The organism is Corallococcus interemptor (assembly GCF_003668875.1).
In the GTDB taxonomy this organism is placed as follows: Bacteria; Myxococcota; Myxococcia; order Myxococcales; family Myxococcaceae; genus Corallococcus; species Corallococcus interemptor.
In genome coordinates, this window is sequence record NZ_RAWM01000001.1 from 123,914 (window position 1) to 146,703 (window position 22,790).

21 protein-coding genes are annotated in these 22,790 nt (G+C 69.7%); 9 read left to right on the top strand and 12 right to left on the bottom strand.

Annotation, left to right across the window (positions count from 1 at the left end):
- Nucleotides 1-80 precede the first annotated feature (80 nt).
- On the top strand, nucleotides 81-1,562 hold the full coding sequence (locus D7X96_RS00495; protein ID WP_121723935.1) for a penicillin-binding transpeptidase domain-containing protein: 1,482 nt from the start codon (nucleotides 81-83) through the stop codon (nucleotides 1,560-1,562).
- A gap of 12 nt (nucleotides 1,563-1,574) precedes the next feature.
- On the opposite strand, the gene D7X96_RS00500 is transcribed toward D7X96_RS00495, so the two are convergent.
- Nucleotides 1,575-2,768: a DUF4388 domain-containing protein gene (locus tag D7X96_RS00500; protein WP_120548205.1), complete on the bottom strand. Its 1,194-nt coding sequence runs from the start codon at nucleotides 2,766-2,768 to the stop codon at nucleotides 1,575-1,577.
- Nucleotides 2,769-2,789: 21 nt separating this feature from the next.
- Between D7X96_RS00500 and D7X96_RS00505 the strand changes: the two genes are divergently transcribed.
- From D7X96_RS00505 to D7X96_RS00520, 4 genes are all read left to right on the top strand, one after another.
- Nucleotides 2,790-3,068: a glutaredoxin family protein gene (locus tag D7X96_RS00505; protein ID WP_121723934.1), complete on the top strand. Its 279-nt coding sequence runs from the start codon at nucleotides 2,790-2,792 to the stop codon at nucleotides 3,066-3,068.
- Between the two features lie 120 nt (nucleotides 3,069-3,188).
- Nucleotides 3,189-4,142 carry a GGDEF domain-containing response regulator gene (locus tag D7X96_RS00510; RefSeq protein WP_199747022.1) on the top strand — a complete coding sequence of 318 codons (954 nt, stop codon included), beginning with the start codon at nucleotides 3,189-3,191 and terminating at the stop codon, nucleotides 4,140-4,142.
- 46 nt (nucleotides 4,143-4,188) lie between these two features.
- A complete protein-coding gene (locus D7X96_RS00515; RefSeq protein WP_121723933.1) occupies nucleotides 4,189-5,850 on the top strand; it encodes a sigma-54-dependent transcriptional regulator in 1,662 nt (553 codons plus the stop codon).
- Between the two features lie 114 nt (nucleotides 5,851-5,964).
- Nucleotides 5,965-6,768, top strand: a complete 804-nt coding sequence (locus tag D7X96_RS00520; protein WP_120548209.1) for an NAD-dependent epimerase/dehydratase family protein — start codon at nucleotides 5,965-5,967, stop codon at nucleotides 6,766-6,768.
- 6 nt (nucleotides 6,769-6,774) lie between these two features.
- Here D7X96_RS00520 and D7X96_RS00525 read toward each other — a convergent pair whose 3' ends face one another.
- Entirely contained in the window at nucleotides 6,775-8,382 is a 1,608-nt protein-coding gene (locus D7X96_RS00525) for a Na+/H+ antiporter (protein ID WP_121768718.1), read from the bottom strand.
- A 255-nt stretch (nucleotides 8,383-8,637) separates the two neighbouring features.
- Here D7X96_RS00525 and D7X96_RS00530 point away from each other — a divergent pair, with 255 nt between their 5' ends.
- Nucleotides 8,638-9,204 (top strand): tetratricopeptide repeat protein, encoded by a 567-nt coding sequence (locus D7X96_RS00530; RefSeq protein ID WP_120548250.1) that lies wholly within the window; start codon nucleotides 8,638-8,640, stop codon nucleotides 9,202-9,204.
- A 94-nt stretch (nucleotides 9,205-9,298) separates the two neighbouring features.
- On the top strand, nucleotides 9,299-10,438 hold the full coding sequence (locus D7X96_RS00535; RefSeq protein ID WP_120548211.1) for a 3-deoxy-7-phosphoheptulonate synthase: 1,140 nt from the start codon (nucleotides 9,299-9,301) through the stop codon (nucleotides 10,436-10,438).
- Here D7X96_RS00535 and D7X96_RS00540 read toward each other — a convergent pair.
- The 8 genes from D7X96_RS00540 to D7X96_RS00575 all read right to left on the bottom strand — a co-directional run bounded on the left by D7X96_RS00540 (nucleotide 10,428) and on the right by D7X96_RS00575 (nucleotide 17,307).
- On the bottom strand, nucleotides 10,428-11,261 hold the full coding sequence (locus D7X96_RS00540) for a prephenate dehydratase (RefSeq protein WP_121768719.1): 834 nt from the start codon (nucleotides 11,259-11,261) through the stop codon (nucleotides 10,428-10,430). The genes D7X96_RS00535 and D7X96_RS00540 overlap by 11 nt on opposite strands.
- Entirely contained in the window at nucleotides 11,254-12,396 is a 1,143-nt protein-coding gene (pheA, locus tag D7X96_RS00545; RefSeq protein WP_120548213.1) for a prephenate dehydratase, read from the bottom strand. The genes D7X96_RS00540 and pheA overlap by 8 nt, the downstream gene beginning before the upstream one ends.
- A gap of 36 nt (nucleotides 12,397-12,432) precedes the next feature.
- Nucleotides 12,433-13,023, bottom strand: coding sequence for a DUF4291 domain-containing protein (locus D7X96_RS00550; RefSeq protein WP_120548214.1), 591 nt, complete (start codon nucleotides 13,021-13,023; stop codon nucleotides 12,433-12,435).
- The gene (locus tag D7X96_RS00555) at nucleotides 13,020-13,496 is read right to left on the bottom strand and encodes an EVE domain-containing protein (RefSeq protein ID WP_120548215.1); all 477 of its coding nucleotides are present in this window, start codon (nucleotides 13,494-13,496) and stop codon (nucleotides 13,020-13,022) included. The genes D7X96_RS00550 and D7X96_RS00555 overlap by 4 nt, the downstream gene beginning before the upstream one ends.
- 16 nt (nucleotides 13,497-13,512) lie before the next feature.
- Nucleotides 13,513-14,460 carry a hypothetical protein gene (locus D7X96_RS00560; RefSeq protein WP_121768720.1) on the bottom strand — a complete coding sequence of 316 codons (948 nt, stop codon included), beginning with the start codon at nucleotides 14,458-14,460 and terminating at the stop codon, nucleotides 13,513-13,515.
- A 381-nt stretch (nucleotides 14,461-14,841) separates the two neighbouring features.
- Nucleotides 14,842-15,474, bottom strand: a complete 633-nt coding sequence (locus D7X96_RS00565; protein ID WP_121768721.1) for a hypothetical protein — start codon at nucleotides 15,472-15,474, stop codon at nucleotides 14,842-14,844.
- 62 nt (nucleotides 15,475-15,536) lie between these two features.
- Nucleotides 15,537-16,235: a hypothetical protein gene (locus tag D7X96_RS00570; protein WP_121768722.1), complete on the bottom strand. Its 699-nt coding sequence runs from the start codon at nucleotides 16,233-16,235 to the stop codon at nucleotides 15,537-15,539.
- A 67-nt stretch (nucleotides 16,236-16,302) separates the two neighbouring features.
- A complete protein-coding gene (locus tag D7X96_RS00575; RefSeq protein ID WP_147468195.1) occupies nucleotides 16,303-17,307 on the bottom strand; it encodes a WD40 repeat domain-containing protein in 1,005 nt (334 codons plus the stop codon).
- Between the two features lie 48 nt (nucleotides 17,308-17,355).
- Here D7X96_RS00575 and D7X96_RS00580 point away from each other — a divergent pair, with 48 nt between their 5' ends.
- On the top strand, nucleotides 17,356-18,156 hold the full coding sequence (locus D7X96_RS00580) for a tetratricopeptide repeat protein (protein WP_121768724.1): 801 nt from the start codon (nucleotides 17,356-17,358) through the stop codon (nucleotides 18,154-18,156).
- A gap of 233 nt (nucleotides 18,157-18,389) precedes the next feature.
- Here D7X96_RS00580 and D7X96_RS00585 read toward each other — a convergent pair whose 3' ends face one another.
- Nucleotides 18,390-20,423, bottom strand: a complete 2,034-nt coding sequence (locus D7X96_RS00585; RefSeq protein ID WP_121768725.1) for an amylo-alpha-1,6-glucosidase — start codon at nucleotides 20,421-20,423, stop codon at nucleotides 18,390-18,392.
- Nucleotides 20,424-20,698: 275 nt separating this feature from the next.
- On the opposite strand from D7X96_RS00585, the gene D7X96_RS00590 reads away from it, so the two are divergent.
- Complete coding sequence (locus D7X96_RS00590; protein ID WP_121768726.1) at nucleotides 20,699-22,255, top strand: phospholipase D-like domain-containing protein; 1,557 nt, start codon at nucleotides 20,699-20,701, stop codon at nucleotides 22,253-22,255.
- Between the two features lie 117 nt (nucleotides 22,256-22,372).
- Here D7X96_RS00590 and D7X96_RS00595 read toward each other — a convergent pair whose 3' ends face one another.
- Nucleotides 22,373-22,528, bottom strand: coding sequence for a hypothetical protein (locus tag D7X96_RS00595; RefSeq protein ID WP_244219399.1), 156 nt, complete (start codon nucleotides 22,526-22,528; stop codon nucleotides 22,373-22,375).
- Between the last annotated feature and the right edge of the window lie 262 nt (nucleotides 22,529-22,790).

The following is a 22,790-nucleotide window of genomic DNA, read 5'->3' on the forward strand; positions in this document are numbered from 1 at the left end:
GAGGCAAGCCGTGGACAGCGCGCCCTCAGCGCGTAGGATCCCGGCCGTCTGCTCCCTGCCCCCAAGGAGAGCCCCGAAGAATGACGATGCGCCGCTTCCTCGCCGCCCTGCCGCTGTTCCCCCTCACGCTGCTCCTGGGCGCCTCCGCGCCCGGGCCGGACGCGAACACCCCGCCGTCACCGGCCGCCCCGTCGGATGCGCGGGCACTGGCGCAGTCGGTGACCGCGCTGGGAACGGACGCGGGGCCCGTGGGCGCCCGCGCGCTGGTGGAGAAGGTGGAGGCCGAGCAGATGGCCCCGGACTCCGGAGCCGCCGGTGAGGCCGTGGCGGCCACGCCGCCCGAGGACACGCGCCCGGTGGATGCCCGCGCGCTGGCGGAGGCGCTGGCCGCGAAGGACGCCGCCGCGCTGGAGCCGGGCATGGTGCCTCCCATGCCGGTGCCCTCGCGTGAGAAGTCACCGCCGTTCGCGAAGCTCCAGGGGCTGCCGCGCGCGCAGGACCTGGTGGCCCGCGCGAAGCTGGAGGGCAACAAGCTGGTGGTGAAGGGCGGCAAGAGCGCGCCGGATCAGGTGCTCACCATCGACCCGGGCCTCCAGGCCTCGCTCACGAAGATCATGCAGAACTACCAGGTGCCCTATGGCGCCGCGGTGGTGCTGGAGCCGTCCACCGGCCGCGTGCTCGCGATGGCGGAGCACTCGGAGGCGAAGCCGGAGCTGCGCGGGCTGCCCATCCGCGCGGTGTACCCGGCCGCGAGCATCTTCAAGATCGTCACCGGCAGCGCGCTCATGGAAGCCGGCGTGTCCCCCGAGACCGAGGCGTGCTTCCACGGCGGCAAGCGCCGCCTCAACGAGCGGCAGCTGGAGGACACCGAGCGCGACGGCGCCTGCTATTCGCTGGCGCTGGCCATGGGCAAGAGCGCCAACGTCATCTTCGCCAAGATGACCAGCAAGCACCTGTCCGCGGACGCCCTCAAGCGCATGGCGGCGCGGCTGCGCTTCAACCGCGAGATCCCCTTCGCCCAGCCGCTGGACGTGTCGCTCGCGTACATCCCCGAGGACGGCTTCGCGCTGGCCAACACCGGCGCGGGCTTCGGTGACGTGTACCTGTCCCCGCTGCACGGCGCGCTGCTGGCCGCCGTCGCCGCCAACGAGGGCCGCTGGGTGGACCCCGTGCTGGTGGAGCCGGAGCCCTTCATGCCCCTGCCGGAGCCCGAGCCCGTGCTCACGCCCACCGCCGCGCACGCGCTCACCCGGATGCTGGAGGAGACCGTCACCCACGGCACCGCGCGCGGCGTCTTCCGCGAGCGCGGCTTCCAGGTGAAGGACGCCGTGGGCAAGACGGGCACGCTCGCGGACCGTGAGCCCTTCCGCGACTACTCGTGGTTCGTGGGCTTCGCGCCCAAGGACAACCCGCGCGTGGCCGTGGCGGCGCTCATCGTGAACGACCCCAAGTGGCGCATCCGCGGCTCCTACCTGGGCCGCGAGGCCCTGCGCCTGGCGCTGGAGCGCATCCCCGCGCCAGTGGAAGTGACGGCCCCCGCGGGCGCCGCCGGCAAGCACTGAAAGGCGCGGCGGTCAGGACAGTGGACGCGGGGTGAGCTTCACCAGCCCCGTGTCCACGAAGCCCTGGAAGAACTTCAGCGCCTCCAGCTCCTGCAGCGGCGACACGTGCACGATGGCCGCCACGTCCCGCCGCCCGTCGATGCGCGACAGCAGGTAGCGCTCCGGTGACGTGAGCGGCAGCGTCTTCAGGTGCGCGGGCGTCACCATCAGCGCCGGCACTCGCGACGGCTCCATCAGCGCCTTGCGCAGCTCCGTGAGCAGGCGGCTCTCCGCGTCGCGCAGGAGCTTCAGCGTGTGCTCCGTCGGAGCGATTTCGTGCGCCCTCCGGACCAGCGCCTCGCCGTCGCGCAGGTTGCCCGCGTCCAGGAAGAGCTGGGCGGCCTGGAGCACCTCGTCGGAGGAGGACTCGGAGCCGATGACGCCGCCCGCGTTCAGGTCGTCGTCATCATCCTCCACCACGACGACGGTGTGCGCGCCGGGCTCCGGGGCGGGGAGGGGCGCCTCGTCGGAGACGCGCAGCGCGTCCTGGCGGTAGAGCGCGTACAGCCGCTGGTAGAGGAAGAAGTCCGTGGCGTGCAGCGCCAGCGCCATGCCGTCGATGCTGAGGCCCTCCTTCGCCAGCTGCACGATGCGCTCGTCCATGCTGCCGGCCTTGCGGTCCGTCAGCTTGCGCTCGTCCACCTCCACGCGCACGCGGCCGGAGGGGAAGACGGCGCGGATGGCCTGCCACGCCGTCTCGCGGAACTCGCCCTCGCGGCTGACGTCCACCAGGTCCACGCTGACGTCCAGGCCCTCGAACTCCGGCGCGACGTCCGTGGCGCGGAAGTCGAAGCCGCCTTCCTCCCAGGTGAAGGCGTCCAGCAGCATCTCCCGGAACTTGTGGGAGAGCACCGTGCGCACGGTGGCTTCGGACACCGTGCCCGTCATGATGAGGATCTTCCCCAGCAGGATGTGCGTCTCCGCCTGCGTGGCGAACGCGCGCTCCAGCTGGTCCTCCGTCAGGTGGCCCTGGTTGATCAGGAACTGACCGAAGTACTCGCGCGGCTGGTTGGAGCTGGCGGTGATGACGTGGCCGTCGCGCAAGAGCAACTGCTTGCGCACGTCTCCCCGTTCCACGTTCAGGGTGCCGGTGGCCCGGCGATTCCCGAGGTGGACGACCAGGTCCTTGAGGGGCATCGTCGAAAAATCACCACACACGCCGCGCATCGAGCGCCCATCCTGCAACGCATGCGAGTCGATATCTACTCGAAACCCCGGTGTTCCCTCTGCGTGAAGGCCCTCGCCGTGGTCGAGGAGGTGAAGGCCCGGCTGCCGTTCGAGCTCTACGTCACCGACATCCTCCAGAGCCCGGACCTCTTCGAGGCCTGGCGTTACGACATCCCCGTGGTCCTCATCGACGGGGTGCCCGCCTTCAAGCACCGGGTGGATGCCGAGGCCCTGGAAGCCCGGATCCGTGAGGTGATGAATGGCATACCCATTGCTAAAACCGTGGGCCAGGATGGGTAACGAAGTGCCCTTCCCCAAGAAATCCAAGGGGATACGTAGGGCGCAAAAGTGACGGGGCTGTAAATCTGGGCAGGCGGGCAGGGTGGCGGGGCAGAAAATGCTGGAAGGGAGGGCAAGGCGGTGGGTGTGAAGCGCAAGCGAGCGGGAAAGTCGGGCCAGCCGCCCACGGTGCTGCTGGTGGAGCCGCGCGCGGACGATCTGGAGCGCACCCGGGCGCTCCTGGGGGAGGCGGGCTTCCGCGTGGTCCCCCTGACGCGCTTCGACGCGGCGGTGCCCCTCTTCGAGGTGATCCGTCCGGACGCCGTGCTGCTGGCCGCGCAGCCGCCGGACTACGCGGCCATCCAGACGGCTCGGCGCCTGCGCCAGGTGGGCAAGGGCACGGTGCCGATGATGTACCTGGTGGATTCGCACGACCGGGACGCGTGGAAGTTCTGCGTGGAGAAGGGACAGTGCGTGGACGTGGTGCCGCGCGCGGTGGATGGCGCGGAGCTGTCCATGAAGCTTCACGCGCAGATGCGGCTGAAGCAGTCGGTGGAGCGCGCGGCGGCGGGCGAGGAGGCCGGCACGGCGCTGGCGCTGCATGACCCCGTGACGGGGCTCTACAACCGGCCCTTCCTGCTGGCGCTCATCGGGTTGGAGGCGCGCCGGACGGAGCGCTACGGCGGGACGTTCTCGGTGGTGGCGGCGGAGGTGACGGGGTGGAGCGCGCTTCGCAAGGAGCACGGCAAGGGCATGGCGGAGCGGCTGCTCGTCTACAGCGCGGTGGTGCTGGGACAGACGGTGCGCGAGGCGGACGCGGTGGCGCGGGTGGGCGACAGTCAGTTCGCCATGCTGCTGCCGGGCACGCCCGCGGAGGCGGTGCCGGAGGTGCTGGCGCGGGTGGAGGCCCGGTTCGAGGCCGCCCGGTTCCAGATGGAGGGTCGCGTGGTGCGCACGGCGCTGGAGCTGGGAGCGGTGAGCTTCCCGGACACGGTGGGGGCTCCCACCCAGCTGCTGGGCGCGGCACTGCAGACCTTGAGACGTTCACGCGAACTTCGGCGGGCAGCCGGTCCAGCCCGTCTGATGTCGGTTTGATTCAGTTCACGAGGGTTTGATGCACAGGGCGAGCGGAGGCGTGGGGATGGATCGGATCGCGGTGCTGGTGGTGGATGACGAGGAGTCGGTGCGCACGTTCCTGTCCGAGCTCTTGGGCAGCTCGGGCTACCAGGTGCGCTGTGCATCGAGCGGTTCGCAGGCGCTGGAGATGCTCTCCGGCGGCTCGTTCGACGCGGTGTTGCTGGACGTCGTCATGCCGGAGATGAGTGGCCTGGAGGTGCTGCGCCGCTACCGGAGCAGCGGCGGCACGGCGCCGGTCATCGTGTTGAGCGCGCTGTCGGGCGCGGACGACGCGGTGCGCGCGCTGAAGATGGGCGCGTCCGACTATCTGGCGAAGCCCTTTGGCAACGACGAGCTGCAGGACGTGCTCGCGCGCGCCCTGGGCACCCGCGTGCCGGAGCGTCAGGCGACCGCGCCGGCGCCCCGCGTGGTGCTGACGTCCGCGGAGGCCGCGGCCGAGGCCCGCGTGCTCATCTCCACGTCGCCGGCCATGCGCCGCGCGCGTGCGCTGGTGGAGCGCATCGCGGACACGGACGTGCCGGTGCTGCTGCTGGGTGAGTCCGGCACGGGCAAGGAAGTGATTGCCCGTGAAATCCACGCGCGCAGCCAGCGTCACGGCCGTCCGTTCATCAAGGTGAACTGCGCGGCGCTGCCGGGTGAGCTGCTGGAGAGCGAGCTGTTCGGCCACGAGCGCGGCGCCTTCACGGGCGCCACGGCGGAGAAGCCGGGCAAGTTCGAGCTGGCGGACCAGGGCACCATCTTCCTGGATGAGATTGGCGAGATGGCCATCCGCCTCCAGGCGAAGCTGCTCCAGGTGCTGCAGGACGAGGAGTTCTTCCGCGTCGGCGGCAAGAAGAGCGTCCGCGTGGACAGCCGCGTGGTGGTGGCGACGAACCGCGACCTGGAGAAGGAGATCGCGCTCGGCAACTTCCGCGAGGACCTGTACTACCGCCTCAACGTGGTGGCCATCCGCCTGCCGCCCCTTCGCGAGCGCCGCGAGGACGTGGTGCCGCTGACCGACCACTTCCTGAAGAAGTACGGCAAGGGCTTCATGACGAACGTGTCCGAGCTGCCCTCCGAGGTGCTCCACGCGTTCAGCGACTACGAGTGGCCGGGCAACGTGCGCGAGCTGGAGAACATGGTTCGCCGGCTGTGCGTGCTGAAAGATCCGACGCTGGTGCTGGATGAAATCCACGCCGGTGGCCGTGCTCCGGCGAGCGCCCCGTCGCTGCCCACGTCGTACGGCGGTGGGGACGACTTCATCCCGCCCCCGTCGCGCCACGTGGAGGAGTCCGCCCGCGTCTTCGCGGCTCCGCCGGCCGTGTCTTCCGCGGTGTCGGGTTCGGGCGTGCAGGTGCTGGAGATGCCCGCGCGTGGGGCGTCGCTGACGCCGGTCCCGGTGGCGGAGGCCTCGCCGTTCAACGCCGTGGCGCCGCAGCGCTACGCGAACCCGTTCGACGCGCCTCAGCCTCCGCCCCCGCCGCCTCCGGCCGGGGAGCTGTCGCTCAAGGACATCGGCAAGCGCGCGGCGATGCTCGCGGAGCGCGAGGCCATCCTCGCGATGCTCCAGCGCACCGCGTGGAACAAGCGCCGCGCGGCGGGCAAGCTGCGCATCAGCTACAAGGCGCTGCTCTACAAGATCAAGGAGTGCGGCATCATCGACCCTCGCGCGAGCGCGGAGTTCTAGAGCCGCGGTTGACGCTGTGAGACGACGGCCCTTCTTCCGGATGACGGGAGGAGGGCCGTTCACTTTGGGGACGGGCCTTGCGCGGAGCGGGCGTTGCCCGGTATCGCGGAGGGCATGACCGCTCCGCTGCTCCTGCTTGGCTGTGGCTACACGCTCACGCGGTTCGCGGTGGCGGAGGCCCGCGCGGGACGGGAGGTCCTGGCCACGACCCGGGATGCGGCACGCCGCGCGGTGCTGGAGGGCGCGGGTGTGCACGTCGTATCTGTGGACGCCGCGCTGTCACGGGCCGCCGGCGCGCATGTCGTGGACTCCGTTCCCCCGGACGCCGGGCTGGATGCCCGCTTCGCGGAGGTGCTGTCCCGCGCGCGTCCCTCGCGGCTGGTCTACCTGTCGTCCACGGGCGTCTATGGATCCGCTCGCGGACACGTGGACGAAGCCACGCCGGTCGACAGGACCTCCGAGGTCTCCCGTGCTCGCCTGGACGCGGAGGCGCTCTTCCTGCCGCTGGGCGCGAGCGTCATGCGCATCGCGGGCATCTACGGCCCGGGGCGCGGCACGTCTGGACGCCTGAAGGCCGGCACGCTGCGCATCCCGGACTCGGGCGGGGGACGGCTGTCGCGCATCCACGTGGACGACCTGGTGGACGCGGTGCGCGTGGTGCTCGAACGCGGGGCGCCGGGAGAGGTGTACTGCGTGGCCGACCGCCGGCCCGCGACGCAGGAGGAGACGGCGTCCTGGCTCTGTCAGCAGCTGGGGCTGCCCATGCCGCCGCGCGTGCCCCTCGCGTCCCTCCATGAGTCGCTGCGCGGCGACCGCGCCATCAGCGCCGCGAAGCTGGAGGCCCTGGGCTGGACGCCTCGCTACCCGGACTTCACCACCGGGTTTCTCGCCTCCATGGAGGAGGAGGCTCGCGGCTGAAATGCCCTACTCAGGGGACTCCGCGCGCAGGAGCTGCTGCAGGTCGAGCTCCGACCAGTCCAGCTCCTGCTCCACCTGCTGGAACGCCGCGTCCCCGATGGTGCCGTTCGCGCGGAGCTCCGCCAGCTTCCTGCGTCCCGCGGCCATCGCGGAGCGCACCGTCTCCGCGTCCGCGGTGGGCGGCCCCCACGGTGAGCTGGGGCTCCCGGAGCTCGTGAGGGCGTGCTCGGCCAACAGCTGCTTCGCGCGCCGCAGCTGCAACTCGTAGCGGCGGCGGACCAGGGCCGCCATCTCCGTGCCCGGGGACTCCTGCGTGGCCTCCAGCCCCGCGCGCAGCGTCTCCACCCGCGCGAGCCGCACCTCGTGGTCCACCTCGTTGTCGTCGTCCAGCGTCAGCCGCGACATCAGCGGCCTCAGCGTCATCCCCTGCACCACGAGCGTCCCCAGCACCACGGAGAAGGACGTGAAGAGGATGAGGTCCCGGTAGGGGAAGGCCGGCACCCCGTCGTGCCCCGTGGGCAGCGCCAGCGCCGCCGCGAGCGTCACGATGCCCCGCATGCCGCACCAGCCCACCAGCACGGACGCGCTCGGCGAGAGGGTGACGATGCTGGACTTCGTCCTGCGCTGCCACCAGCGGTTGAACGCCCCCGCCCCCATCACCCAGGCGAAGCGCGCGAGGATGGCCGCGCCCGTCACCACCCCCGCGATGGCCGTGTACTCCAGCCACGTCGCCCGGTCGAAGCGCGCGACGATGGTCTTCAGCTGGAAGCCCACCAGCACGAAGGCCAGCACGTTCAACACGAACGTCGCCACCTCCCATACGGCATAGGACGGGATGCGGATCCGCGCGGGCGTCATCGTGGAGGCCGTGCGCGAGATGGTCATCGCGTAGATGACCGTCGTCAGGATGCCGGACAGGTGCAGCCGCTCCGCGAGGATCCACACCGCGAAGGTGCTGCCGAACTGGGTGATGACGGCCGTGGACACGTCCTCCACCAGGAAGTTGATGCGCAGGCTCACCCACGACAGCACCACCCCCAACAGCGCGCTGCCCACCGTGACGACGAGCAGCGTGGGCACCGCGCTCCAGCCCAGCACGCCGCCCGCGGCCACGGCCCCCAGCGCGAGCCGGTAGATGAGCAGGGCGCTGGCGTCGTTGAAGAGGCTCTCGCCTTCAAGGATGACCAGCAGCCGGTGCGGGGGCTTCAGCTGCTTGAGCACCGCCGTGGCCGCCGCCGCGTCCGGAGGCGCGACGATGGCGCCCAGCGCGATGGCCGCGGCCCAGGACATCCCCGGCACCATCCACCTCACCGCCAACGCGACGGCGAGGACCGTGAGCACCACCGCCCCCAGCGCCAGGCCCGCCACCGGCCGCCAGTTCGCGCGCAGGTCGCGAGGAGACGCGTCGAACGCCGCGTCCAGCAGCACCGGCGCGACGAACAGGGTGAGCGCCAGCTCCGGATCCAACACCAGCTCCGGGCTGCCCGGGACGAGCGCCAGCACCGCGCCGGCCAGCGCCACCAGCGCGGGGTAGGGCGTGCCCATCCTCCGGGACAGCGCGGCCAGCCCGGCGCCTCCCAGGAGCAGCGCGATGACGATCTCGAACACCAGCATGAAGGCCTCGGGGTGCGGACTTCCGGCGACGCGGCCTAGCGCAGGAGGGGTGGCCCGGGACAGTGGCGAATTCCGGACGGCGGAAACCTGCGTCACGTGGGATGCGCCCCGCGTCATCAGCGGAACGCGATGGGTGCCATCAGCCGGAAAAGGGGCCCACCTTTGCGACGCGTGGGCCCCCGGTGACAGGCTTGCGCTTTCGGGCCGCGTGGATCCGCGCGGCTTCATGCACCCTGTCCGATGGGGGAACCGAAGATGTCCAGGTCGTTGCTGTTGGCGTCGTTCAACGAGGGCGTCCACCGTTCCATGGCCGGCAACCACGAGGCCGCGGTCCAGTCGTTCGATCAGGTCCTCGCCGCGGATCCACGCCACTTCCCGGCGCTCACCGCGAAGGCCTTCGCCCTCAAGCAGCTGGGGCGCACCGAGGAGGCCTTGAAGGGCTTCCAGCGCGCCATCGAGCTGGATCCCGACGCGGCGGACCCCCACCGCGAGGCCGCGCTCTGCCAGCTGGAGCTGGGCGAGCCGGAGGCCGCCTCTCTCCTGATGAACCGGGCGGTTCATCTCAACCCCACCCCCGGCTACCGCGAGGCCGCCGCCATCGAGGTCTACTCGCTGGGTAACGCGCTGCTGACCCAGGGCCGGCGGCCGGACAAGGCCCGCTACCGGCTGGCCCGTCAGGTCTTCGAGCTGGCCCTGGAGCTGTCGCCTGCCTACGTGGAGGCGGCCAAGGCCCTGGCGGACGTCTGGGAGCACCTGGGCGACCCTACCCAGCGGGAGCACTACACCCAGCTGGCGACCCGGCTGCGCCCCGCCTCCTCCTGAGGCCGCTCTTATCAAAATTTTACAAAAGCGGAGGGAAAGGGCGGGGCGCCGGTGTTGAATGCCGAAGCGGCCCCCCACCAGGAGAACCCTTCGAATGATCGTGATGCTCGAGCCGGATTCCCCCGAATCCGTCGTGAACGCCGTCCTCCAACTCGCTTCGCAGTACGAGGGCGTCACCCCGCGTGCCCACGTCGTCCAGGGCGCCGAGTCCACCATCACGGAGCTCTACCTGCTGGGCTCCACCGCGCAGGTGCCGCTGGAGCCGTTCCAGCAGCTGCCCGGCGTGCGCCAGGTGGTCCGCGTCTCGCAGAAGTACCGCATCATCGGCCGGCACGGCGGCCAGCGCACCACGGCGGGCTTCGAGTACAACGGCGTCACCTTCGACGACAACTCGGTGAACCTGTTCGCGGGCCTGTGCGCGGTGGACTCGCCGGAGAGCGTGGACGCGATGATGGCGGCGCTCGCGCGCTGCGGCATCACCACCACGCGCATGGGCGCGTACAAGCCGCGCACCAACCCGTATGAGTTCCAGGGCCTGGGCGCGAAGTGCCTGCCCTACGTCTTCGAGTCCGCGGGCAAGCACGGCATCAAGGTCATCGCGATGGAGGTGACGCACCCGCGCCACATCGACGAGATCAACGACGCGCTGAAGAAGGCCGGCACGCCCACGGGCGTGATGCTCCAGGTGGGTACGCGCAACGCGCAGAACTTCGAATTGCTCAAGGTGATTGGCCAGCAGCGCACCTTCCCGGTGCTCTTCAAGCGCGGCATGGGCATCACGCTGGAGGAGTCCCTCAACGCGTGCGAGTACGTGGCGAGCGAGGGCAATCCCAAGATTGTGTTCTGCCTGCGCGGCGTGAAGACGCACCTGGGCGACCCGCACCGCAACATGGTGGACTTCGCGCACGTGCCGGTGGTGCGCCGCCTCACGCGCATGCCGGTGTGCGTGGACCCCTCGCACGCCATTGGCCGCGCGGAGGCCCCGCCGGACGGGCTGCCGGACATCTTCCACGCGATTGGCCAGGGCATCATCGCGGGCGCGTCCATGGTGCTGGTGGACTTCCACCCGACGCCGGAGAAGGCCCTGTGCGACGGGCCGCAGGCGCTGCGCATGGAGCAGCTGGGCGCGCTCCAGCGCTACACGAACATCGTGCGCGCCGCGTACTCGGAGGCCGTGCGCAACGGCGATGGGACGACGCAGGCCGCGGCTCCGGCCAAGGCCGTCAGTCGCTGAGCGCGTAGCTGCCCAGCACCCGGAGCGACGTGCAGGCGCTCCGGGCTTCGGCCAGGGCCGCCTTCACCGGCGCGGAGCTGTCCGCGCCGTCCACGTCCAGGCACCAGCGGTAGTCCCACGCGCGGACGCCGCCGGGCCGCGACTCCAGCCGAGCGACGTTCACCCCGTGCGCCGCGAAGGCCGTGAGCACGCCCGCGAGCGCGCCGGGGCCGTTGTCGAGCGTGAGGACGAGGGACGTCTTCCACCGCGAGCCCAGATTTGGCGGCACGGCCGGGCCCACCGCGAGAAAGCGCGTGGCGTTGTCCGGCGAGTCCGCGATGCCCTCCGCGAGCACGCTGAGTCCGTAGAGCTCCGCCGCGGTCCGGCTGGCGATGGCCGCCGTTCCCTCCAGCGATTCCTGCGCCACGCGGCGCGCCGCCACGGCGGTGTTCGCCTCGGGCACGGGATGCAGGTGGTGCTTGCGCAGCCAGCTTCCGCACTGGGCCAGCGCTTGCGGATGCGACAGCGCGCGCGTGAGCCCCTCCAGCGTGCGGCCCGGCGGCGCGAGCAGGCAGTGATTCACGCGCAGGCGCAGCTCGCCGGAGAGGGGCGGGGTGAACTCCAGCAGCAGGTCCACCACCTCCGCCACGGGCCCCGCGAGCGCGCTCTCCATGGGCACCACGCCGCCGTCCACCGTGCCCTGGGCCACGGCCTCGAAGACGGCGCGGAAGGTGGGGCAGGGGATGCGCGTCACGGAGGCGCCGAAGAGGACGCCCGTGGCCTCGTCGCCGTACGCGCCGCGCTCGCCCTGGAAGGCGATGCGGCGGGGGGCGGCGTCACCCATCGACGGGCTCCGCTCGCGGGTACGTGCCCAGCACGCGCAGCGAGGACGTGAGCGGGCGCAGGTCCTCCAGCGCCGCCGTCACCGCCGCGGACGCAGAGTGGCCCTCCACGTCCAGGTAGAAGCGGTACTTCCACGGCGCGCCCGGGATGGGGCGGGACTCCAGCTTGGAGAGGTTCACCCCGCGCTGTGTGAGCCGCTGAAGCACCTGGCCCAGCGCGCCCGGGCGGTGCTCCAGCACGACGAGCAGCGACGTCTTGCACGGTACTTCCGGCGCCAGTGGCGTGGGCTGGCGCGCCACCTCCACGAAGCGCGTGAAGTCCGCGCCGGCCGGCTGCAGGTTGCTGGCGAGCACCACGAGCCCGAAGCGGCCGGCGGCGGACTCGCTGGCGATGGCGGCCACGGCCGGGTCGTTGCGGTCGGCGACCATCTGCGCGGCGATGGCGGTGTCCGGCCCCGGCACGGCGCGGGCCCAGGGCACGTGCGTGTGCAGGAAGTCCTCGCACTGCGCCAGCGCCTGCGGATGGGAGAGCACCTCGCGCAGGTCCTCCACCTTCGCGCCCTTCACGCCCAGGAGCCGGTGGTCCACCTGGCTCACCACTTCGCCGGTGATGACGCCGTCGCCCGCGGCGAGCACGTCGTAGGTCTCGTTCATGCTGCCGGCGGTGGTGTTCTCGATGGGCAGGAGCAGCACGTCCTGCTCGCCCTGCTTGAGGGCACCCACGGCCTGGCGGGCGGTGTCGAAGCCGGTGAGGAGCACTCCGCCGGGACGGTGTCCGTAGCGCTGACGGGCGGCCAGGTGGCTGTAGGAGCCCTCGACGCCCAGATAGCCCACGCGCAGGGGCGTGGTGTCCAGGCGCGTGACGAGGGCCTGCTGACGGGCCACGGACATGTCGAGGATGACGCGGTAGAGGCGCTCGACTTCATGCGGATCCAGGCCGCGCTCCGCCGCCCGGCCGCGCAGCTTGCGCAGGAGCAGGTCCTCGCGTTGCGGGTCCCGGAAGGGCCAGGCCGTCACCAGCTTGGCGCGCGCCACGTCATCGGCCAGGGCCATGCGCCGCTGGAGCGCATCGAGGATGTCCTCGTCGATGCGTTCGATTTGCGTCCGCAGGGTCTCCAGGGAGGGGATGTCCGCCATGGCCGGAACATAACAACTCGCGTCGAAGACGCGCCCTCACATTCCCAGGCGCCGGACGAGCTCCGGGGGGACCGGGTAGACGGACTCCTTGGGCAGGTGGCGCGTGGCCTGGTCCGCGCGGCCATCGTCCAGGTGCTTGCGCAGCTTCTGGACCAGGGGCGTGAGGTCGGTGATGGACACGGTCCAGTCGTCCACGAAGCGCTGGATGACGGCGCGGCTCAGGCCCACCTGGATGCTGTCGTGGGGCAGGCCCGCGCCGCGCAACGTGCGCTCCGGATCCCACTGGATGTGGACGGGCGCGGAGTCGAAGGCCTTGCGCCACGCGTCCGGCGAGCCGTGGGCCTTCGGCTCGAAGCCGGTGAGGACGCCGGAGGACAGCGCCTCCTCCCAGCCGGAGCGCTTGATGCGAACGGCGAGCGTGCGCTCCTGGCCGCTCTTCCGGCCCCAGTTGGAGCGGTGCATGAGCCACAGGAAGCTGGGTTTGATCCACGTCATCCGGCCCACGGAGAACGGCGGGCCGAACTTCTGCTGCTTCACGGCCACGTCGGCGATGGCGTCCGAGTAGGCCTGGTAGATGACGATGGTGGCTCGGTCGAAGTCGGCGCGGACTTCGCGGGCTGCGCTCATGGGCGGGCTCTGGGGCTGGCTTTCGGCTTGGGTTTGGCGGCTGCCGTTTTGGGAAGCTTCGTCTTGCCCATCTTGAGGACGAGCTCGAAGTGTTCGGCGGGGGTGGGCGTGACGCTGAGGCGGCTGCGGGTGAGCAGCGGGAAGTCCTTGAGCGCGGGCGTGGCCTTGATGGTGGCCAGCGTCACCGGCGTGGTGAAGGCGACGACGGGGCCCACGTCCACGGAGGCCCAGTCCTCGCCGGGAGCGGTGGGGTCGGGGCCGGGATGGGAGAGGACCTGCGCCACGCCGACGACGGCCTTGTCTTCATTGGAGTGGTAGTAGAGGCACAGGTCCCCGGGCGTCATGGCCCGCAGGTTGTTGCGTGCCTCGAAGTTGCGCACGCCCGTCCACTCCGTCCTGCCGTCCTCCTCCAGCTTCGCGTACGCGTAGACGGAGGGTTCGCTCTTGATCAACCAGTACCGCGGAGTCGCCATGGCGGCGCACCCTAGCTCAGGGAGGCGTCTCCCGCGCCAGCGCAGCGCCCTGGCGCTGGTGGAGATCCAGGAGGTGTGAGTCGTCCATGGCGGAGACTTCACCCCGGGTGGGATCCTCTTCCGTGTAGCCCACGCGCTGAGCGGCGTCTTTGAGTCCGACGTGGAGTTCCCGGACGGCGGTCCAGGTGCTCCGGTCGTCTTGAGCCTGGGCGCAGGGAAGGGGCGTCAGGATGCTGGCGGTCCCCTGAGGAGGCAGTTGCTCTGGCAGCTCGTTGAAGGAGAGGAAGGCATCCGCCGGGATGCGCAGTGGTGACGCCGTGTTCGTGAAGCGGGTCACGACGGGGAGCGTGCGGACGTGGACACCGTCCATCCGCGTCGGCGAGGAGCTTGGGGGCCGGCCGTAGGTGAGGGTCGACATGTCGATCTGCACGGCGCACATGTCTGGATGAACGGACAGCATGAGGGCGTCGCCACGCTGGATGTCGGCCCGGAAGTTGCGCGAGACGCCGACGGAGGAAACCCGCAGGTAGATCTCATGGGGGCCGGTGGGAATCGGATAGACGAGGTGCTGGCCGTCATGGAGCACCGGCGCCACGGGCTCGTTGTCCACACGCAGGTTGATGTCGCGGTCGGGGTCCTCCGTGTGGGTCACGATGTGGAGGGAACCGCTGCCGCCCTGGCCGATGAGCAGGATGCCTCCCATCACCAGCACGGCCAGGAGGAGCCCCAGGCCAAGCAACATGGGCACCGGTGAGGAGGGTGCCTCCGCGACCTCCGGTGGGGCGAGCGTAGGTGCTTCCGGCGCGTGCGCGCCCAGCAGGGTGTCGCTCGTCGCGTGGGGAAGGTGGCTGCTATTGGATTCGGTGAGGAGGGAGAACACCCACCGCACCAGGAGGACCAGGAGGAGGATTCCCAGCGCCTCCAGTGCGTTGCCTTCGAGGATGTACCGGATGAGCTTGAGCATGCTTCCCCCCTGAGGCGGCCTTCCGCCACCTCAGGGTGTTTCATGGCACGCTGTGCTTTCAAGCGTCAAGAACCGGGCTCGAGCCCCACGGAAGGTGGGGATGTCTCTTCCAGACAGGATGGTTTTCAAGAGCCCGATTCCACCGGCCCCTGGCAGCCTCTCCGGATTCCGGGCGGGTGGATGGTTGAGCAGAATGAACTCAGTCAGCTGGAGCCCGATGGGGCTGTTGACGACCGCCAGTTCTGGCTTTGCTTTACCGAGGACCTCTCCGACTCAACCCGTACCGCGGAGTCGCAATGGCAGCGCACCCTGGCTCAGGGCTGGGTATCGTGCGTCGTCCATCGCATGGGCTTCACGCCGGGCGGGAAATCTCTCCGGTCGCTACTGCAATTCGAACGTGGAGAGGAGTTGCTGGTAGGGATCAGTCTTCTCGCCGTGGCGCATGTAGATGAGTTCGTACAACCGGTCGTGCACGAGGATGAAGCGTATCGAAAAGCGCAGGCCGCTGGAGGCCTGGACGGCCTCGATGTCCCGGCCAGGGAAGGAATCTTCGCTGTCCCGAGCGCCATTCACGGTGACCGGCTCCGCGTGCAATAGCGTGAGATTGTAATTGCGAAGCACCAGGTTGACTGCGCTCCTCAGTGCCACGTCGGGGCTCAACCCGTCTGTCAGATCGTCCGCCTGTGACACGCCGATTGACACGAAGCCCTCCTTGTTCTTGGTTGGGGCGATATAGGAGAGCACGTCTACATCGCCGGTGTCTGTCTTCAGTGTCTGTTCTTTTACCTCCAGGGGAGCAGGGAAGGAGGCGCTGAACCTACCTTTGGCAGAGGTCATCCGCGACCAGCCCTGTAAGACCTCCCGGTCCGAGGTCTCATGGGCCGCGGCCTTCGCAGGGGTGGGCTTGACGGTGGCCGCCCGGGGCGCATCCGCTTGGGTGATGACGGGATAGGTGACGCAGGAAACGGTGAATGACAGCACGGCGGACACAGTCAGGGCTTGAAGTGAGCGCATGTGCTGCGAATCCTAACACGCAATGCTTGCCCCTCCGTGCCGATGGCCCTCCTGTGCCGGATTCAAGGCATTTCGCTCGCCTGGGCTTCCCCCTGGGGGGAGCTGTCCTCCGTGTAGCCGGCACGTCGCGCCCATTCCCTGACGACGGGGCTGTTCGTGCGCACGGCGTCCCAGGCGCCCTGGTCATCCCGGGCTTGGGCGCAGGAGCCCCCCATGTCGACCTGCACGATGCACAGGTCCGGGTTGACGGAGAGCATGAAGGCTTCATCGTCGCGGACGTCGACCTGCAAATAGCGACTGTTGCCGCCAATCTCCGCGTCCCAGAGCCCGACGCGGTGGGAGCCGCTGGGAATCGAATAGGTGAAGTGACGTCCGACCTGATGGATCGGCTCCAAATCCTTGAAATCCACACTCAGGCGCACCCTGCCGCCCATGACATGGATGAAGCCTCCCTTGTCACGGTTCAGGAAGAGGATGCCGCCCACCACCGCCACCGCCGCGAGGATTCCCAGCTCGCGCTTCGTGATCCACTCCGTTTTCAGGACCTCTTCCGCGGGTGGTGGAGGCGGGGCTTCGTACGCACCGAGCAGGGTGTCACTCGTCGGAGGAGGCTCGGTGCGGGTGAGCCGGGAGTACGCCCACTTTCCGGCGAGCGCCACTACCAGGAAGACCCCGGCCGCCTCCACGTAGACGCCCTCGCGGACCATCAAGATGGCAGTGGTGACGACGAACCCGTTGTAACCGATACGGGTGATGCCCATGGCTTTCCCCCTGAAACGGCCTTCCCACCTCTTCAGGGGAGTTCATGGCACGTCTGCTTTTGGAGCGTCAAGGCACGGCGCTCACGCCCCACAGACCCACGGTTCCATCTCCCTGCGCCCAGGCGATGAAGCGTCCGTCGGGTGAGAAGACGGCGTCACTCGTCTGGCAGTCTTCATTGTCCGAGTGACTGAACAACACCTTGCCGGTCTCGAAGTCATGAACCGCGAAGCCACGTCCGTCGATCGATTCGACAAGCAATTCCCCGCCCGGATTGAAGTCGAGGTTGCTCGCGTATCGGAACTCGGTGAACTGTTTCAGAACGCGCCGTTCATTCACATCCACCACGATGGCGTCTTCAGCGCTGCCTCCGACGACGAGCAGTGGACGTCGGGGATGAAATGCAACGCTCCATACGAACGGCAGCTCAATGGGCACGTGCCACGGCGGAGCGTTCGTCGTCAGGTCCCAGAGGTAGAGACACTGATGATCCAGGGCATCATGTGAAACCACCGCCGCCGCGAACCGCGAATCCCGGGAGAAGGCAACCTCCCTCACCGTGAGGTCGCCCTCAAGCCAGGGCAGGTCGCGAACCCGCCTCCAGGCCTCCACGTCCCAGAGGAAGGCTCCGTCTCGTTCCGTGGTGACCAGCAACAAGCCGTTCCTGGACGCACCCAATCCGGTGACCGGAGAGGGAAGGGGCTCCTCACGACAGATCGCGCCGTCGGTCGTGGACAGGGCCAGGAGCCTCGGCCGCCAGGGGGGCGCGGCCTCGCCGACTGGCGGCCCCGGGGCCACGAGCAGGTCCGCACTGGCGAGGAACGCCCCTGCCGGTCTCAACGCCAGTTCGACCGCGCAAGCGGGGACGTCCGATGCCGCCTCAAGCTTCCACCACCGCAAGCGGTAGGGGGTGTGCAGCTTGTCAATCGACACCAGTCGGGTGCCCAGTGGATCGAAACCGAGCGTTTGACCCCAGCCCAGGGGGCGTTGTGAAGGGCCCAACTGCCGCACGCATTTCAGTCCGGACGCATTCGCCGGGGTGATGACTGCCTGGGTCAGGTCTGTCGAGCTCACGTCGTGTAGGCCGGAATGGAAAGAGTCACTTCACTGGCGGATGCCGCCATGGGCAGGGCGTGGACGCTCGAGGAGGCTCGGCCTGACGACCGCGAGGCCCTCTTCGAGGCGTACCTCGCTGCGGCGCGGCTCGGGAAGAGGGCGGCCATGATGAACGTGGGGCTCCATTTCCTCTGCGGAGATGGCGTCCGGCGTGACCCGAAGCGCTCCCGGATGTGGCTGGAGAAGGCAGCCGCGCTGGGGGATGACCTCGCGGCGCTCAACCTGGGCCTTGCCTATGACCAGGGAAATGGAGTCCGGAAGAACAAAGGCCTCGCGGAAGCCTGGTATCGCCGGGCTGTCGCCATGGGATGCGCCATCGCCGAGGGAAGCCTGGCACATCTGCTGTTGGGAGAGCCCGAGGCCCATCGGCAGAAGGAGGCAGTCCGGATCTACCGGAAGCTCGCACGGCAGGGACATCCGATTCCGGCATACAACGTCGGTCTGGCGTATGAGATGGGAATGGGCGTCCGCAAGAACCTGAAGCGAGCCACCACGTATTACGAAATGGCCGCGAAGGGAGGCCACGTGGAGGCCCAGTTGGCCCTGGGCTACAACCATCTCAATGGCATTGGCGTTCCTTCAGACTCCATGCGTGCCTTTGGCTGGTATCGACTGGCGGCGGAGCAGGGGAATGCCAAGGCCTCCTTCCGCCTGGGGCAGATGTTCGCGCAAGGCCTGGGCATACCCAGGTCCAAGGCGCGAGCCCTGCGTCACTTTCGCGACGCCGCGAGCTTGGGACATGCGAGAGCCGCCAGGTGGCTGAAAAAGCTGGAGGCGGGTTCTGGGCCGTGCAGGTACTCTGGCTGAGCCGGTTCGCCCAGTTACACATGTCGTTCGAGAGGCCTCCCAATGCCAGGCTCACGAGGGCGAGGTGGAGCGCGGCGAAGGCCCTTCCCACTCGCGTGAAGGAGGGCAGAAGGTCAGCGTCCTTGGATGCGATACCCATTGTTCGTACGTCTCCCGTTGCTCGGCAGGCCACGAGCTGGCCTGTCGAGCACCACCTTCCGATGGGAGGCGTGACGGCGGCGTGACGGGCTCGTTCAGCCGAGGTTCGTCTTGCTGAACACCCGCAGCGCCTCGGCCACGCTCCACGCCTGGGCGAAACAGCCTCGCGGGCGGTAGGGCTCCGTCGCGTCGAAGATCTCCGAGATTTGCCCAATCCCAGCGTGTGACAGGTGGTCTTCCATTCCAGACAGCAGGGCCCTCGCGGCCTTGATGTCCGGGGACACCTTCAGCGTCGCGTCCACGTAGTGGCCGATGAGCCAGCCCCACACCGTGCCCTGGTGATAGGCCGCGTCGCGGGCCCGCAGGTCCCCGTCGTACTTCGGTTTGTAGTCCCTGCTCCCCGGCGCCAGGCTGCGCAGGCCCACCGGTGTCACCAGCTCGCGCTTCACCACCTCCAGCACCTTCGCCCACTTGTCCCGCTTGAGCACCGGGTGCTTCAGCGAGATGGCGAAGACCTGGTTCGGCCGCACGCTCGCGTCCTCGCGGCCGTCCTCACCGTCCACGAGGTCGTAGAGGCAGCCGCCCGCTTCGTTCCAGAAGCGCTGGTTGAAGCTGCCCTGCGCCTTCTCCGCCGCGCCCCGGTACGGCCCGGACTCCTCTCCCAGCCGCTCCGCCCAGCCCGCCATCAGCCTGAGCGCATTGAACCAGAGCGCGTTGAGCTCCACCGCCTTGCCCCGGCGCGGCGTCACCACCCAGCCGTCCACCTTCGCGTCCATCCAGGTGAGCTGGTAGCCCTCCTGTCCCTGCCTCAAGAGCCCGTCCGCCGGATCCACGCCGATGTTGAAGCGCGTGCCCTTCTGGTGGTGCGCCACGATGTCTCTCAACGTCGGGAACAGGTCGCGCAGGAGCACTTCGTCTCCCGTCTCCTCCAGGTAGCGGTCCACCGCGTGGAAGAACCAGAGCGTCGCGTCCGCCGTGTGGTAGACGCCCTCGTTCTCTCCGTCCGGGAAGTAGTTGGGAATCAGCCCGTCCCGCACGTAGTGCTGGAACGTGCGCAGGATGGCCGCCGCCTCGCGGTAGCGCCCCGTGGCCAGCGTCAGCCCGTCCAGGCTGATCATCGTGTCCCGGCCCCAGTCCGTGAACCACGGGTAGCCCGCGATGACGCTCCTCGCGTCCAATCCCATGGACCGCGCCCACGCGGCGTCCGCGGGCCTGGGCGGATCGATGATGAACTGGTCCGCCGCCAACACCAGACGCGCCGGCACTCCCGTGCGTGCATGCTCCGGCGCGCGCTCCAGCAGGCGCTCCTGCCGTCCCAATTCGCGCTCGAACACCTCCTTGGGATTGCGCTCCAAGAGGTGCCCGGGCTTCTCCACCGTGAGCCCGAAATACAAAGTGCCCCCGGGCTTCAGCGTCGCCGTGAAGTAGCCCGGCGAGTGCTGCACTTCCGTGAAGTCGTAGCCGCGCGCCTTCTCCGTCCGCAGATGCTGCGGCGCGGACGTCTCCGCCAGGCTCACGTACGGCGCGGGCGCGTCCGAATACAGCCGCATCCGTTGAAGAGGGCCGTCCTCGCCGTTGCGCAGCTCCACCAGCGGGCCTCGCAGCGTGACGATGGGCTCCGCCACGTCCTTCAACAGCGGCCCGTCATGCGGACGCAGCGTCGGGAACGGCCGCAGGTGCAGCGTCACCTCCGGGCCGGACAGGTGCTCCCAGGCGAGGAACACCGTGTCCTCGCCGTGCACCATCACGCAGCGCCGCCTCAGCCGCGCGCGCCCCACCGCGTACTCCCAGACGGGAATCAGCCCCTCCAGGTGGAAGTGGCGCAGGTGCCTCGCGCCGTCGTCCAGTGCGCCGCCCTCCGCGTGCTCCTCGGAGGTGAGCCGGTAGCGCTCTCCGTCCACCAGCGCCGTCTCCTCCAGCCTCGCCATCAGCACCGTGCGGCCCAGCTTCTCCAATGTGGGGATGAACAGGCCGTGGTAGCGGCGCGTGTTGCAGCCCACCACCGTGCCGGAGGCGTAGCCTCCCCGGCCGTTGGTCAAGAGCCACTCGTGGTTCACGCCGCTGCTGAAGTCGGCGCCCTCCGGGAAGTCGAAGGACAGGCGGGGCAGGGCAGGGGTTGTCTCGTTCACGCCTTCGTCTCCTCCGCGAGTGCCGCCCGTCCCGCAGGCAACCCCTGGGCGGAGACGCGCGGGAAGGGTAGGAAGACGTTGCTCATGCAAGCCCGCGCCACACAGCGCATCTCCCGGCCCCCGGACTCGAGGGGGGGACAGCCGGGCAACCAGGCCCTCGTTTTCAAGACGAGCGCATGGGAATCCCCGCGCCCGGAGCCCTTGCGACCCGCTCCAGTGGACCGCACCTCACCTGGAGCCTTCAGGCCCACCCCGATTTCCCGAGGAGGCATGGCGTGGCCATCGTGAAGTCGTCGGGCATCAGCGGCCGGCAGCACAACATCGCCGAACAGGTCTTCTCCCGCGCCGCGGGCGCGCCGCTCGTGGCCGGCAACGACGTGCAGCTCCTGCGCGACGCGCGCGAGAACTACCCGGCCTGGCTGCGCGCCATCCAGCAGGCCCAGCAGTCCATCCTCTTCGAGAACTACATCATTGAAGACGACGAGGTCGGCCGGGGCTTCGCGGAGGCGCTGGCCGCCCGGGCTCGCGACGGCGTGCAGGTCCGCGTCCTCTATGACTGGCTGGGCTGCCTGGGCCCCGCGTCCCGGGACTACTGGCGCTTCCTGCGCGACGCGGGCGTGGAGGTGCGCTGCTTCAACCCCTTCCAGTTCGACCGGCCCCTGGCCTGGATGGGCCGCAACCACCGCAAGACGCTCACCGTGGACGGCGAGGTGGGCTTCGTCTCCGGCCTGTGCGTGAGCCACAAGTGGGTGGGGGATGCGGAGAAGGGCGTGGCCCCGTGGCGCGACACCGGCCTGGAGATCCGCGGCCCCGCCGTGGCGGACCTCGTGCGCGCCTTCGCCCAGGGGTGGAGCACCGTGGGCCCGCCTCTGGATGAAGAGGGCTGCCTCTCCGCTCGCGCCTCGCTGCCCCGGGGCGACGTGCCCCTGCGCGTGGTGGCCGGCGTGCCCTGGAGCGCGGGATTGTTCCGCGTGGACCAGCTCATCGCTTCGCTCGCGCGCAAGCGGCTGTGGCTCACGGACGCGTACTTCGTGGGCACCGCCACCTATGTGCAGGCGCTCCGGGCCGCATCGCGCGATGGTGTCGACGTGCGGCTGCTCGTGCCCGGCAGCAGCGACATCCCCGCGCTGCGCCCGCTCACCCAGGCCGGCTACCGCCCCCTCCTGGAGGCCGGCATCCGCGTCTATGAATGGAATGGCACCATGCTCCACGCCAAGACGGCGGTGGCGGATGGCACCTGGGCGCGCGTCGGCTCCTCCAACCTCAACCCCGCCAGCTGGCTGGGAAACTCCGAAATCGACGTCGCCGTGGAGGACGCGGGCTTCGCCCGGTGCATGGAGGACATGTACCTCCAGGACCTGGAGCACGCGACGGAGGTGGTGCTCGGTGGAAGGGCGCGGCGCATGAGAGCCGCGCCGGCGCTGCCTCGCTCGCAGCGGCGGGCTGCCGGCCGGCGGGGCAGCATGAGCCGCGCGGCCGCGGGCGCGGTGCGGCTGGGAAACACCGTGGGCGCCGCCGTCACCAACCACCGTGAGCTGGGCCGCACCGAATCCAAGGTCGTCTTCGGCGCGGGCGTCGTGCCGCTGGCCCTGGCGGGCGTGGCGCTCTACTGGCCCCACGTCGTCGCCGTGCCTGCCGCGGTCCTGGGCGCGTGGGCGGGCATCGCCCTCTGGAGCCGGGCCCTGCGCCTGCGCCGCCAGGAGGCCCAGGGGACGCAAGCGCAGCCCCTGCCGGAGCACGAGGTGCCGCCCGGGCCCGTCGTCACGCCAGCCCCGGCGCTGCCGGAGGCGAAGGACTCCCAGGCTCCGGAAGCCGGGCCCCACCCGCACTGAAGCGAAGCTCCAGACACGACAAGGGCCCACGGGCCGGCAGCGGTTGGAAGCCTGGCTTCCCACTTCGCTGATCCGGCCCGGAGGCCCCTGTGCTTCCTACAGCGTTTCAGACGGCCTCTAGGCCTGCTTCGCGACGCCAGCGGGCTCCGCCGCCTTGCCGCTCAAGAGCGCGCTGCCGCCGTACAGGGCCAGGCCCACCATCCCCAGCACGCCCGCTTCGACGCCGTTGCCCATCGAGGCCCCCATCAGCCCCACGATGCTGGTTCCGAGCATGAAGACCACCCCCACCGCCCCTGCCACCTTGCCCATCCGCTGTCCCCCTCTGGACTGAATTGGACCCCAGAAACCGTTTCGCTGTCCGACGCCCAAGCCCTCTTCAAGAGCCGTGCCGGAGCTGTGGCATGGCGGGCTGAGAGGGAGCCCGAAAGGGCGTGGAAGGTGCGTGGCTTTCGTTGGGCAATCCTCTTCCACCCCGTGGAAGCGATCGGCAGAAAGCACAGGGGAGAACACCGGTGGCAGACCGGAATTTTTCCCG

Bases quoted from the DNA above. Each gene is read 5' to 3' on its own strand.
- D7X96_RS00595 (WP_244219399.1), bottom strand. From the start codon at position 22,528: ATGCTCGGAACCAGCATCGTGGGGCTGATGGGGGCCTCGATGGGCAAC.
- D7X96_RS00495 (WP_121723935.1), top strand. From the start codon at position 81: ATGACGATGCGCCGCTTCCTCGCCGCCCTGCCGCTGTTCCCCCTCACG.
- D7X96_RS00535 (WP_120548211.1), top strand. From the start codon at position 9,299: ATGATCGTGATGCTCGAGCCGGATTCCCCCGAATCCGTCGTGAACGCC.
- D7X96_RS00530 (WP_120548250.1), top strand. From the start codon at position 8,638: ATGTCCAGGTCGTTGCTGTTGGCGTCGTTCAACGAGGGCGTCCACCGT.
- D7X96_RS00570 (WP_121768722.1), bottom strand. From the start codon at position 16,235: ATGGGCATCACCCGTATCGGTTACAACGGGTTCGTCGTCACCACTGCC.
- D7X96_RS00555 (WP_120548215.1), bottom strand. From the start codon at position 13,496: ATGGCGACTCCGCGGTACTGGTTGATCAAGAGCGAACCCTCCGTCTAC.
- D7X96_RS00505 (WP_121723934.1), top strand. From the start codon at position 2,790: ATGCGAGTCGATATCTACTCGAAACCCCGGTGTTCCCTCTGCGTGAAG.
- D7X96_RS00560 (WP_121768720.1), bottom strand. From the start codon at position 14,460: ATGCTCAAGCTCATCCGGTACATCCTCGAAGGCAACGCACTGGAGGCG.
- D7X96_RS00515 (WP_121723933.1), top strand. From the start codon at position 4,189: ATGGATCGGATCGCGGTGCTGGTGGTGGATGACGAGGAGTCGGTGCGC.
- D7X96_RS00525 (WP_121768718.1), bottom strand. From the start codon at position 8,382: ATGCTGGTGTTCGAGATCGTCATCGCGCTGCTCCTGGGAGGCGCCGGG.
- D7X96_RS00550 (WP_120548214.1), bottom strand. From the start codon at position 13,023: ATGAGCGCAGCCCGCGAAGTCCGCGCCGACTTCGACCGAGCCACCATC.
- D7X96_RS00565 (WP_121768721.1), bottom strand. From the start codon at position 15,474: ATGCGCTCACTTCAAGCCCTGACTGTGTCCGCCGTGCTGTCATTCACC.
- D7X96_RS00540 (WP_121768719.1), bottom strand. From the start codon at position 11,261: ATGGGTGACGCCGCCCCCCGCCGCATCGCCTTCCAGGGCGAGCGCGGC.
- D7X96_RS00580 (WP_121768724.1), top strand. From the start codon at position 17,356: ATGGGCAGGGCGTGGACGCTCGAGGAGGCTCGGCCTGACGACCGCGAG.
- D7X96_RS00520 (WP_120548209.1), top strand. From the start codon at position 5,965: ATGACCGCTCCGCTGCTCCTGCTTGGCTGTGGCTACACGCTCACGCGG.
- pheA (WP_120548213.1), bottom strand. From the start codon at position 12,396: ATGGCGGACATCCCCTCCCTGGAGACCCTGCGGACGCAAATCGAACGC.
- D7X96_RS00500 (WP_120548205.1), bottom strand. From the start codon at position 2,768: ATGCGCGGCGTGTGTGGTGATTTTTCGACGATGCCCCTCAAGGACCTG.